The sequence below is a fragment of the Bifidobacterium polysaccharolyticum genome (assembly GCF_016101585.1).
GTDB lineage: Bacteria > Actinomycetota > Actinomycetes > Actinomycetales > Bifidobacteriaceae > Bombiscardovia > Bombiscardovia polysaccharolytica.
Genome location: NZ_JACFQG010000003.1, coordinates 38587 through 50832, shown reverse-complemented (window position 1 = coordinate 50832; position 12246 = coordinate 38587). Strand labels below are relative to the sequence as shown.

At 58.9% G+C, this 12246-nt stretch carries 8 protein-coding genes; all 8 read right to left on the bottom strand.

All coding sequences use genetic code 11. The annotated features are described in order from the left end of the window. Positions 1–4: 4 nt before the first annotated feature. Positions 5–1084 carry a glycoside hydrolase family 5 protein gene (locus H3T90_RS05765; RefSeq protein ID WP_198229908.1) on the bottom strand — a complete coding sequence of 360 codons (1080 nt, stop codon included), beginning with the start codon at positions 1082–1084 and terminating at the stop codon, positions 5–7. 237 nt (positions 1085–1321) lie between these two features. Further along, positions 1322–3349: an alpha-xylosidase gene (yicI, locus tag H3T90_RS05760; RefSeq protein ID WP_198229907.1), complete on the bottom strand. Its 2028-nt coding sequence runs from the start codon at positions 3347–3349 to the stop codon at positions 1322–1324. A gap of 76 nt (positions 3350–3425) precedes the next feature. Beyond that, entirely contained in the window at positions 3426–4949 is a 1524-nt protein-coding gene (locus H3T90_RS05755) for an alpha-L-fucosidase (protein ID WP_198229906.1), read from the bottom strand. Beyond that, entirely contained in the window at positions 4936–5613 is a 678-nt protein-coding gene (locus H3T90_RS05750) for an SGNH/GDSL hydrolase family protein (protein ID WP_198229905.1), read from the bottom strand. The genes H3T90_RS05755 and H3T90_RS05750 overlap by 14 nt, the downstream gene beginning before the upstream one ends. 241 nt (positions 5614–5854) lie before the next feature. Next, positions 5855–7606, bottom strand: coding sequence for a type 2 periplasmic-binding domain-containing protein (locus H3T90_RS05745; protein WP_046322271.1), 1752 nt, complete (start codon positions 7604–7606; stop codon positions 5855–5857). A 159-nt stretch (positions 7607–7765) separates the two neighbouring features. Continuing rightward, positions 7766–9514 (bottom strand): type 2 periplasmic-binding domain-containing protein, encoded by a 1749-nt coding sequence (locus H3T90_RS05740; RefSeq protein WP_198229904.1) that lies wholly within the window; start codon positions 9512–9514, stop codon positions 7766–7768. Between the two features lie 364 nt (positions 9515–9878). Beyond that, entirely contained in the window at positions 9879–10820 is a 942-nt protein-coding gene (locus tag H3T90_RS05735; RefSeq protein WP_232339520.1) for a carbohydrate ABC transporter permease, read from the bottom strand. A 19-nt stretch (positions 10821–10839) separates the two neighbouring features. After that, on the bottom strand, positions 10840–11574 hold the full coding sequence (locus H3T90_RS05730; RefSeq protein ID WP_232350602.1) for an ABC transporter permease subunit: 735 nt from the start codon (positions 11572–11574) through the stop codon (positions 10840–10842). Positions 11575–12246: the final 672 nt, after the last annotated feature.

Genomic DNA, 12246 nt, shown 5'->3' with positions numbered 1-12246 from the left:
CTCCCTACTGGCGGTCCGCCCTGGCCTGGGCGAATAAGGAGGCCATGTCGGGGTCGAAGAAGCGGCCAGTGGTCCGGTCCAGGAAACACATCTCCTTGGTGGAGGTATCCCAGAGGATCGGGCAGGATCCGTTCTCGCGGCAGCAGTTTAGAGCGGTCGATATCCACTTGAGGTTACTGGCATGGTCCTTCCCGTCCACGGCCTCGGTCAGCAGACCGTACTCTCCGATGATCACGGGGATGCCGGTATCGACAAAGCGACGGCGCTGGGCGGCGAAGTCGGCCTCCATTGCCTTGACGTCCGCCTCACTGCCCCACTCCTGCCTGGGTTTGCACCAAGTGGTGTCGTGTGTTGCCAGGGCGAAGTCGGCCGGGGAGTAATAGTGGATGGATACGATCAGCCGGTCCGCTACGCTATCTTTAGGCAGGTGGTAACGGGAGTCACAGGTCATGGCCGTGTCGGTGTTGTAACCGGGAATCAGCAGGAAGCGGTCGGCGTTGTGCGATCCACTGGCCCTGACCGTGTCAACGAAAATCTGGTTGAGCCTTTCCAAGAGTGCATAGGCCTGGTCCCGGTCCATGCCATCGAAGCCAATCTCGTTGCCACCCTCCAGAATGAGGTCCTGCCCGTAATCCTTGAAGGTGTCGGCGATCTCACGCCAGAGGCCGGCGAACCGACTGCAGACTCCATCCGGATCCTTGTCCGCTTTACGAATCCAAGGGAGATCACCCTCACCACCATCGTGATGGACATTGACTATCACCTTGAGCCCGGCATCCAAGCTCCAGTCGACGGCCCGGCGGACCGCGTTCATCCAGATGGAGTCCACGTGGCCCTCCCCGTCAATCCACTCCACCCAGGTCACCGGGATGCGGATGGTGTCGAACCCGGCCTGCTTGACCAGGCGGGCGCACTCAGGGGTGAAGGGCTGGTTGAACCAGAGCTTCTCCTGATCCTCCGGGGTCCAGGTCCGACCCTCTTTCACGGCCTTCTCATGCTCTCCTTGGAGGGGAAAAGCATCGAAGGTGTTGCCCAGGTTCCAACCCAGGCCCAACTGTCTGACGAATTCAAGGGCGGTCGTCATGAACCATCCACTTCTTTCTGCCGATAAGGCTGTATCGATAAGGGATGCACCGCCCTGACGGCAGGATCTCCAATCGGAGGGGAAGCCTACGAGCACATGCATCCATTAGCGTTTTCATTTATGCAATCCAGGTCCTCCCCTGACCTACTGGTCCGGGGAGGACCGCACCGGGCACAGGGGCCGGATGCCGAAAGCGGCACCCGGTCTCGCATGTAGCACGTAGCACTAGGATCTGGCTCACACGTGGAGAGGATCGGTGCCGGGCCTGACCAGGACCGGCAGGGTGTGGTAGTCGTAGGTCTCCTGGTACCAGCGTCCAGGCTCATAGGTCTTCCCGGTCAGCATGTTGGCCCAGGGTCGGCCCGTGCCCTCATCTGGCACATAGAAGCGGGCGGTCCCGTCCTCGTTGAAGATTGGGGCCACCAGGATGTCGTCACCCAGCATGTACTGGGTGTCGATGTCCTCGCAAGTCGGGTCGCTGGGGAATTCCAGGACCATGGCCCTCATCATGGGCAGGCCCGTCTCATGGGTCTCATGCGACATTTTGATCAGATAGGGCACAAGACGCTGCTTGAGCTTGGCGAACTCACGGGTGACTTCGACGGCCTCATCTCCATAAAGCCAGGGAACCTTATATGCGGTGGACCCATGGTAGCGGGAGTGCGAGGAAAGGAGGCCGAACTGGGTCCAGCGCTTGTAGATGTCGGGGGTGGGCTGGTCCTCGAAGCCGGCGATGTCGTGGCTCCAGTAACCGAATCCGCTCATGCCGAAAGAGAGGCCGGCCCTCAGGCTTTCGGCCATGGAGGGGTAGTTGGAGGTGCAATCCCCACCCCAGTGGACCGGGTAGCACTGACCACCCACCGTCGCGGAGCGGGCGAAGAGAATGGCCTGGTCGGCCCCCTTCACCTCGACCAGGAGGTCATAGACGGCCTTGTTATATAGGAGGGTGTAGTAGTTGTGCATCTTGACCGGGTCGGAACCGTCGTAATAGACGACGCCCTCAGTGGGGATGCGCTCGCCGAAGTCGGTCTTGAAGCAGTCCACACCCTGATCCAGCAGGTGCCTGAGCTTGCTCTGGTACCAGGCCGTTGCTTCGGGGTTGGTGAAGTCGACGATGGCCATGCCCGCCTGCCACTTGTCCCACTGCCAGACCTGGCCGTCAGTGCGCTTGATGAAGTACCCCTTCTCGGCCCCTTCCTTGAAGAGCTTGGACTTCTGGGCGATGTAGGGATTGATCCAGGCACAGACCTTGAGACCCTTCTGGTGGAGGCGGGCCAGCATCCCTTCGGGGTCTGGGAAGGCGGAGTGTTTCCACTCGAAATTGCACCATTCCAGGTCGTCCATCCAGCGGCAGTCGAAGTGGAAGACCGACAGGGGAATGTCCCGCTCCGCCATCCCGTCGACAAACTCGTTGACGGTTTTCTCGTCATAGTCGGTGGTGAAGGAGGTCGACAGCCACAAACCGAAGCTCCAGTCGGGGACCAGAGGGGGCTTGCCGGTCAGATCGGTGTAGGTGTTCAGCACCCCTTTGAGGTCCTGGCCGCCGATCACCGAGTATGTCAGCTCCTGGCCGGGGACGGAGAACTGGACCTTGGAGACCTCATCGGAACCGATCTCGAACTCCACCTTATCAGTGGAATCCACGAAGACCCCATACCCCCGGTTGCTCATGTAGAAGGGGACGTTCTTGTAGGCCTGGGCCGTGCCTGTACCACCATCCTGATTCCAGATGGTGACCGTCTGCCCGTTCTTGACGAAGTTGGTGAAACGCTCGCCCAGGCCGTAGATCTTCTCTCCCACGCCCAGGTCGAGGGACTCAACCACGTGTGGCCTGCCATCGTCATCGGTCACCAGGGCCTTGCCCCTCCACGCCGATTTGGTCAGCGGACGGCCCTCATACTCATACTCGAAATCGATGGCGTCACCCTTGGCGATCTTCAGGGCCAGCCTGCCACTGGTGAAGGTCCATCCCTTCTCACTCTCCTCAATCTTCACCGGGGGATCGGTCCGGTTAAGTGTGAACCGGGGGTCATGGCTGTGGTCCTGCCTGTAGTTGATGATCCGGGTGGTGATGATGTCGGGACGGGGGGATGTCACCTCGATGGTGAGCAACCCTCCGTCCAGGGTCATGCCGGGATTCCTGATCACCTGGAAGGGGGCGTAGAGGGTCAGCCTCTTCTCTTCGACGTCCGCGCTGTAGATGTTGGCCGCATATTTGACGTCGAAACCGTCTCGCACCAGCCACTCTCCGTTGAGAAACTTCATGTTTTCCTATCTTTCCTTGTTATTGTCGGCCACTATGTCCTAGATCCGGTGACAGAAATCCTGCAGGACGCGGATCTCACTCCACGTCGATCCGGATGCCCAGAGGCAGGCCGGTGGCTGTGGCCCCGACCGGGTCTTTGAGGCCCCGAACCTCCAGTCCCTGGTCCGTCAGCTGGTAGTTAACTGGTCCTGCACCCAACTGGCTGACCTGGCGGACAATCCCCTGAAAGACCGACCCCTCCTTGCCGCGTGGGGCGAAGGCCTTAATCAGGGCCCGCCCATCAGCGGACGGCTTGAGCTGGTAGGCGTAGATAGCGCCTGATGCTGAGGTGAACCGGAAATCCTCGGAGGTGAAGACGGCCTCGGTCTGGTCCGCGAAGGACCCCTCTGCCGGGTGGGTGGGGCCCTCCTGAGCGATCCACCAGGGGCGGGATCCATAGATTCCTTCCCCGTTCACATCCATCCAACGACCGATGGATTCCAACATCTCCTCCTCCTCGGGGTCGATGGATCCGTCGGCGCAAGGACCAATGTTGAGCATGAGATTGCCGTTCTTGCTGACCGCGTCGAGGAGGGCGGCCAGAATTTCAGCCACCGACTTGTGATCCAGGGTGGTCGTGTGGCACCAGGAGTTGCGGGCGATGGCAGTGTCCGTCTGCCAGACGAAGGGGGTGGGGTTGGCGAAGCCGCCGCGCTCCACGTCTACGATGCCCGAACCCCAGGCCATGCCGTCCATCTTGTAACAGATGGCGGTCGGGGCCCCCCACTCCACGGACCGGTCGTAGTAGTAAGCGGCAAGGCGCTGCAAATAAGGCTTGAACGCCTCATGCTGGACCCACCAGTCAAAATAGAGGAGTTCGGGCCGATAGGCGTCGATCACCTCGCAGACCCGAAGGAGCCAATCGTCCAGGTACTCCTTGGTGGGATAGGGCTTGCTGAAGAGGTCCTGGTTGTCAGGCTCGGGCATGGCAGGCCAGTAGAAGTCGCCCCTCTTCATAGGCTGATGCACGTCGCTGTCGAACTCCTGCCCGTGGCCCATGAACCACCAGTGCTCAGCCCGGTGGTCGGACAGGGCGAAGTGAAGGCCCTGATCCAGAGTGGCCCGCCGCAGCTCACCTATCAGGTCGCGGTGGGGCCCCTTGTCGAAGGCGTTCCATTCCGACAGTTCGCTGCGGTACATCTGGAATCCGTCGTGGTGCTCGGCCACGGGCATGTAGTAGCGAGCGCCAGCCCGGCGGAAGAGGTCCAGCCACTGGTCGGGGTCGAAACGCTCCGCCTTGAACATGGGGATGAAGTCCTTGTAGCCGAACTCCTTCTGGGGTCCATAGGTCTTCACGTGGTGGTCGAACTCCGGGCACCCCTTGATGTACATGTTGCGCGAGTACCACTCGTTATTGTAGGCGGGCACGCTGTATAGGCCCCAGTGGGTGAAGATGCCGAACTTGGCATCGGCGAACCAGGTGGGGGGCTCCATGGCGCACAGGGAGGCCCAATCGGCCTTGAAGGCGCCACGGCTGATCTCGTCATCCACCCGCGAAAGATTGTCGGCCCCGACTACGTCTTCTCGCAGGGGACGGGGCTCCTGTTCACTTTTCATCATCGAATGTGGTCCTTTCCCAATCAAAGCCGACGGCTTGGAGCCAGGTCCTAGCCACCAGCATATGCCCCTCAACCCCAGGGTGGCAACGGTCCATGCTGAGTATGTAGCTGCTCTGTTTCTCGAGGAAGTGGTCCATGGCGGCCTGGACATCCACGTAGGTGGCTCCATGCCGGTCCGCCACCTGCCTTGCCACCTCGGCATAACGGTCGACCATGGCCCTCATCGGATCATCCCTGTTGGGCTCCATCATGAAGGGACTCATGACAATCAGGCCCTTGACACGAGGTTCGGTCCTGCCCATCAGATCCTCGTAGGTCTGTTCGAATTCATCCAAAGAGACCAGGTCCGCCTGGCGGAAGGGACCGTCGAAGTGACGCCAGACATCATTGATTCCTATCATAACGGAGACGTAGTCGGGCTTCATATCGAGCACATCCCTGTCCCACCGGGCTGCCATCAACTTGATGTCGTCTCCGCTGACTCCCTCGTTCATGATCATGAGTTCCCGATCAGGATAGACTGCGGTAAGAAGGGCGTGGACCAGGTTGACATAGCCGTCGCCGAAGGAGCCCCAGCCGGCTGGAACGGCCTTGTAATCACGGTTGACATCAGTGACCGAGTCTCCACAGAAGACAATCCTTGAATTTTTTTCAAATGGGAGCATGCAGCTCTCGCACCTCGTTTTCCTTCTCTGTCTTTTTCTGTCATTCGCAGCACGGCCCCTGATTGGGACCGATGCTGCTTCATCACCGGTGACTGTAGAACCATCCACTGTGACACCGGCATGGCAAGGGGAGCGCGGCAGAGGGTGGCTGACCACCCGCCCGACTAACGCTCCCCACCGGTACATGCCTGACGGCGGGCAGGGTCACCAGAGCTCCCCTGCCTCACCGTCCGGCGCGGAATCAGTTGCTTTCCGACTTCTCGCGATTGGCGAACTGCTTCTTGATGTTGACACGGGCCGTGTTCTGGTCCTTGGCATTCTTCATGTCCACATCCAGTACCTGCTTGAAGCCCAGTCCGTCGACCTTGGAACGCATCTCGTCCATTAGGCTGTTGAACTCGTTGTCATCCTTGGCGAAGACTGCCTTCCAGGAGGTGTTGACGATCTCGGTCTTCACCTGACCACGCAGGGTAGAGATCTGGGAGGACTCATCGGGCTGGATGAAGCTGGAGCCGGGGGCGATCATGAGCTTGTTCGCCTTCTCCAGATACTGCATGGAGGTCTTGGCCCCGTCCATGTGCTCGGACCAATCCTTGTCCAGGGCCGAGTTGCTGAACTGGTCAATGGTGGACTTCCACATGCTGGAGTCGTAGGGCTCCTTGGTATCAGGATCGATGTCAGTGGCCAGCTCAGTGGTGAAGTTCAGGGCAGATACACCGTCGGCGTAAGAGCCGCCGCCGAACTGGGCGGGGACCTTGGAGGACTTGTCGCTCTGAAGCTTCTTGCCGAAGTCGGTCAGCTCGGGCTTGCCGTCCTTGATGTCGAAGTTCATACCCTTGACATTGCCGGCCATGGCATAGACGCCCTCTTTGGAATAGAGCCAGTCGATGAAGTTCACCAAGCGTTGCTTGTTCTTGGCCTTGGACCCGACAGCGATAATGGCGGCGCCGCCATTGGGGGTGGCTCCGTAGGAGAAGATCTTCATGTCACCCATGGGGGCCAGCATATAGCCCTTGCCTTGGGCCTTATTTTCCGTGGTGTTGTAAGCGGCAGGACCAAGATAGCTCCAGAAGGAGAAGAGGATCTTACCCTGCTTGTACTTGTTCGACATGGTGTCGTAGTTCTGGGTGGAGGACTCGGGGTCGACCAAGCCCATCTGGTTGGCCTTGTTGAAGAACTGGAGGGCCTTCTCGTACATCCCGCCCTTCTGGGTGACCGACTGGTAGTCAGAACCATCGGCCTTGGCCAGAACGAAGCCCATCTCGTCGTAGCCGAAGTAGGTTGTGGGCTGCTTGGCGTTGTTCATCATGTTGCCGTCCCAGTCCTTGAAGAGGGAGAAGGCATAGACATTCTTGTCGCCGGTATCTGCCCGGGCCTTGTCCTGCATCTGCTTGAGAACCTGCAGGAAGTCATCCAGGTTGTTGAACTTGGGGTAGCCAATCTCACGGTAGTAGTCCCAGCGGATGTAAGGGCCGAAAACAGGCTCGTTACCTTCGGAGGGGTCGGTCGGGCTCTTGGTGGAGACGCTCTGCGGCACCCCCCAGACCCCGCTGCTCTGCCCAGCCAGTTTGTTGAGGGCATCGGTGGCGGACTTGTACTTCTTAATGTTCTTGGCATTCTTCAGGTACGGTGTCATGTCATCGATCAGGTGGGCCTTGATCAACTTGGTCAGTCTGCCGTTGCCAGCTCCGGTGATGACCAGATCGCCCAGGTTCCCGGCTGCCGAACGGGTATCGAAGAGAGTGCTGCCACCGCCGGCCACATTGGGCGAGATCATGTTCAACTTGAGGTTGAACTTGTCCTTGATCAACTTGGCGAACCAGCCCTTCTGGATGCCCTGGTAGTTGGCCAGGTCGTCATAGACGTCCACCTTCATCAAGGAGCCGTCATCCTTCTCGTTGGCCGAGTTGTCTCCTCCGCCGCCACAGCCGGCCAAGGCCAGCGAGGCTGACAGCACCGCTGCCATCACCACTGCGAGTTTGCTCTTCTTCATGGTTTCCTTGTTACCTTTCTCTGCAATAGTCTGATTTTCAGACTCCCTTGGTCGGCTCGTGCCGGTCGCTCGACACAGGCCCAGCAAGGTGGTCAAGTCTTCATGTGAGGCCCGAACCCCCCGGGGCTCCCGACGGGGGCCGGACGCTCATACTATGCTTCACTTCTTGTCTTCGAATTGCTTCTTGATGTTTACCCGGGCCGTATTCTGGTCCTTGGCGTCCTTCATGTCCACATCGAGAACCTGCTTGTAGCCCATCCCGTCAACCTTGGAGCGCATCTCATCGAGGAGGGCATTGAACTCGTTGTCATCCTTGGCGAAAGAGGCCTTCCAGGAGGCGTTGACGATCTCGGTCTTCACCTGGCCGCGGAGGGTCTTGATCTGGGAGGACTCGTCCGGGGTCACGTAGCTGGAACCGGGGGCCACCATGATCTTGTCGTTCTTCTTCAAATATTCCATGGTAGTCTTGGCCCCGCCCATGTGGGCGGACCAGTCAGTGCTCAGCGGGTCCGTGTTTTTGGCCAGCTGCGAAGGCCACATACTGGCGTTGTAGGGGTAGCCCGTGGAGGGATCCTTGTCCTGGACGATCACAGTCGGGTAGTTCAAGGCCGAAACCCCGTCCTTATAAGTGCCGCCACCCCAATCCGCCGGCACGTTGGCACCGTTGCCGAAGAGGACCTTCTCGCCGAAATCGGTCAGAACCGGCTTGCCGTCCTTGACCGTCCAGTTCAGGTTCTTAGGACCAGCGGATCCGCCGGTTTGGGCACCGGAGGCGTAGACCCCCTCAGGCGAGTAAAGCCAGTCGATGAAGTTGACCAAGCGTTGCTTGTTCTTGGCCTTGGAACCCAGAGCGATGAAGGTGCTGCCCCCATCAGGCGTGGCGCCATAGGAGAAGATCTTCATGTCCTCCAGCGGGGCGATCATGAAGCCTTTGCCCTGTGCTTTGTTGTCCGTGGTGTTGTAGGCGGCCTGCCCCAGCCATGGCCAGAAGGAGAAGAGGATCTTGCCCTGCTGGTACTTGGCGTACATGGTGTCGTAGTTCTGGGTGGTCGACTCGGGGTCGACCAGGCCAGCCTGTGATGCCTTATTGAAGAACTGGAGGGCCTTCTCGTACATCCCGCCCTTCTGTGTGACCGACTGGTAGTCAGAGCCATCGGCCTTGGCCAGAACGAAGCCCATCTCGTCATAACCGTAGTAGCAGGTGGGCTGCTTGGCGTTGTTCATCATGTTGCCGTCCCAGTCCTTGAAGAGGGACATGGCGTAGATGCTCTTGTCGCCGGTATCGGCCCGGGCCTTGTCCTGCATCTGCTTGAGGACATTGACCAGGTCATCCATGTTGGCGATCCTGGGATAGCCTACCTCCTTGTAGATGTCCCACCGCACGTAGGGGCCGAAGGTGGGCTCCAGCCCCTCGGAGGGCTCCGTGGGAGGCAGAGAAGTGACCGACCCGGGCACCCCCCAGACCCCGCTTGTCTGCCCGGCCACCTTGTTGAGGGCGTCGGTGGCGGACTTGTACTTCTTGATGTTCTTCGCATTCTTCATGTACGGCGTCATGTCCTCGATCAGGTGGGACTTGACCAGCTTGGCCGCCTGGCCGGAGCCGGAGCCGGTGATAATGATGTCACCCAGGTTCCCGGCTGCTGAACGGGTGTCGAAGAGGGTGCTACCCCCGCCCGCCACATTGGGGGCCACGATGTTCAACTTGAGGTTGAACTTGTCCTTGACCATCTTGGCGAACCAGCCCTTCTGGATGCCCTGGTAGTTGGCCAGACCATCGAAGACATCCACCTGCATGAGCGACCCGTCGTCCTTCTCGTTGGCGGAATTGTCTCCGCCGCCACAGCCCGCCAGGGCCATGGACACGGTTATGACAGCGGCAGCCACCGCCGTCAGCTTCTTGGCTTGCATTGTTTCCCCTTTCCAGACACCGTCCGGCTCCTGGGCCCGTCCTGTCACCTTCGGCAAGTCGGCGGGCTGCAGGTCATCAGGAGGGTTCTGACTTCCGCTTACATCCCTTTGTCTCTTACGATTGTCTCAACGGCCTGCGTGGTCCTCCTCGGTCCATGCTCCCGGCCCTCAGGCCCCTGCCCACCGCCGACGACTCCGTGAGCGGTGATGGTCAACCCCGTGGTTGATCTCCTTCGGACCGGCGGGGCCACTACCGGCCTTGCATCTCCCATCGATTTGTCCTCCTTGATGAATCGACATGAACGCTTCCTGGCCGCCGCGTGGGATCAGGCCCGCACGGCGGCTAGGTTGCACCTCCTCTCGATCAGCCCTTGACGGCGCCGAGCATCATGCCCTTGACGAAGTAGCGCTGGAAGAGCGGGTAGATAAAGAGGATGGGCAGCACCACGATCACGGCAACAGTCATGCGAATTGAGGTCGGGGTCTGCTGGGTGGCCAGGGCCGCCATATTCAGGGCGCCGCCCGCGCTGGCCTTGACTGCACTGGCCAAGGAGCTTGCCTGGTTGATGTACTGATAGAGCAGATACTGCAGAGAGTAGAGCTTTGAATCAGTCATGTAGATCAAGGTGTCCTGGAAGGAGTTCCACTGCCCCACGGCCGAGAAGATGGCCACCGTGGCCAAGATTGGCGTGCACATGGGCAGGACGATCTTGAAGAAGACCGTCAGTGTGCCGGCGCCGTCCACCTCGGCCGCCTCCTGGAGAGACTTGGGGATGGACTCGATGTAGGTCTTCACCAGAATAATATTGAAGGGCTGCACGATGGCCGGCAGAATGTACACCCAGAAGTTATTGGTCAGACCCAGGTTCTTCATCGTGATGAACATGGGGATCAGACCAGCATTGAAGTACATGGTCACGATGATGAAGCGGTACCAGAGCTTGCGATGCCACATTCCCTCCTGGGTGAAGAGGAAGCCCAGGAAGGCGCTGGCCAGTACGGTCAGGGCAGCGCCGATCACGGTACGTCCCAGGGAGACCATGGCTGCTGTGCCCAGGCCCTCCAGCTTGAAGACCTCCACATAGTTGCTCCAGTGGATTCCCTTGGGCAGAATGGTGATCTTGCCGGCAGCACTCAGGGTGTTGTCGGAGATGCTGTTGATGATCAGATAGTAGAAAGGATATGTACAGATAAAGGCGAAGAGGATGAAGAAGACGATGTTGAAGACATTGAACACCTTCTCGCCCTTGGTCCGCTGCAGGAGGGGAGAAACGCCCTTCGATTCGATTGCCATGCTGTCGCTCATGATTGTTTTCCCCCCATGCTCAGATGATTGACTCGCCACGGGTCCGCTTGGAGGCCCAATTGACCAGGAACAAAAGGACCACACTGACCAGGGATTTCAGCATGGATATGGCCGTCGCAAGAGAGAGGCTGTTCTGACCCATGCCCACGTTGTAGACGTAGAGGTCAAGCACCTGGATGTGCTTGAGGTTGAAGGCGTTCTGGAAGACAAAGTACTGATCCATCCCGTTGTTCAGGAAGTTGGAGACTGACAGGAGCAGGAGCACGAAGTAGGTGGGCATCAACTGCGGAATCGTCACATGGATGATCTGCTGGAATCGGTTGGCCCCATCCACCTCAGCGGCCTCATAAAGCTCCGGATCAATGCCGGCGATGCCCGCCAGGTACATGATCGACCCCCAGCCCAGTCCCTTCCACAAGCCCCAGGCCATCATCTTCAGCCAGGTGTGCGAGTCGGAATCGAGGAACTTGATGGGGTCTGTGATCAGATGGAGGTCCATCAGGGTCTCGTTGACCATTCCGGAGGAGGAGAACATGGCGAATGCCACGGCGTAGACCAGGACCCAGCTGATGAAGTTGGGCAGGGTGGTCAATGTCTGGACGACGTTCTTGAACCAACGGGATCTAATCTCGTTGAGAGCGATGGCGAAGAAGAGGGGGAACATGCTGGTCAGAATGCCCAGGCCGCTAATGCCGAAAGTGTTGATGAGCACTTGCCAGACCGCGCGGAGCTGAGCGGGGTTCTGAATCATCATCTCGAACCACTGGAGGCCCACGAATTTGCTCTTCGACAGAGGGATAGGGGGCTGGTAGTCGAAGAAGGCGTAAACCCACCCGAACAGAGGGAGATAACTGAAGAGAACTACGAAAATAAGAAGGGGAACGATGAGGAGCCAAAGATTGAAACCGTGGCGCTTGGAGGATTCTACCTTCCCTGGAAACCGTCTTTTCCTTTTCGGCGCGGACGCTCGCGCACTATGAGACAGCGTCGCTTCGGACGCGGGAGACCCGACGGCCCGGTCCAAAACGACGTTCGCATCTTGATGATTAACCTGCACCCTTCCTCCTTCGGTCAGCCACTTCGCTTCTTCGAATGCGGTACATGGTCAAATGGAATACAGCCATGTATTTTCGCTTTGGTTTTACCAAAGCCCTATAAATAGGATATTAAATTAACAATTCCTCTTATGTCAATTAGACTAGCAGGGGACTCCCAATAATCGCAAATAGGAAACGCCTCTTGCTATCCCTATCAGAGAGTCCGTCAGGTACGGCATCCGCAGATAGGCCTCGGGAGCCCATGACAGGCCACCGCCTTCCACCTGCACGTCAGGCGGACCTGACGACTGGCTGGACTGGAGTCATTGATAACGGCTTTGACCATGGACACCAGCCGTTACCCTTCGAATTAAGTCACCATAGGAACA

What these genes read in the sequence shown, in the direction of transcription:
- H3T90_RS05765 (WP_198229908.1), bottom strand. Translation starts at nt 1,084, where the DNA reads ATGACGACCGCCCTTGAATTCGTCAGACAGTTGGGCCTGGGTTGGAAC.
- yicI (WP_198229907.1), bottom strand. Translation starts at nt 3,349, where the DNA reads ATGAAGTTTCTCAACGGAGAGTGGCTGGTGCGAGACGGTTTCGACGTC.
- H3T90_RS05755 (WP_198229906.1), bottom strand. Translation starts at nt 4,949, where the DNA reads ATGATGAAAAGTGAACAGGAGCCCCGTCCCCTGCGAGAAGACGTAGTC.
- H3T90_RS05750 (WP_198229905.1), bottom strand. Translation starts at nt 5,613, where the DNA reads ATGCTCCCATTTGAAAAAAATTCAAGGATTGTCTTCTGTGGAGACTCG.
- H3T90_RS05745 (WP_046322271.1), bottom strand. Translation starts at nt 7,606, where the DNA reads ATGAAGAAGAGCAAACTCGCAGTGGTGATGGCAGCGGTGCTGTCAGCC.
- H3T90_RS05740 (WP_198229904.1), bottom strand. Translation starts at nt 9,514, where the DNA reads ATGCAAGCCAAGAAGCTGACGGCGGTGGCTGCCGCTGTCATAACCGTG.
- H3T90_RS05735 (WP_232339520.1), bottom strand. Translation starts at nt 10,820, where the DNA reads ATGAGCGACAGCATGGCAATCGAATCGAAGGGCGTTTCTCCCCTCCTG.
- H3T90_RS05730 (WP_232350602.1), bottom strand. Translation starts at nt 11,574, where the DNA reads ATGATGATTCAGAACCCCGCTCAGCTCCGCGCGGTCTGGCAAGTGCTC.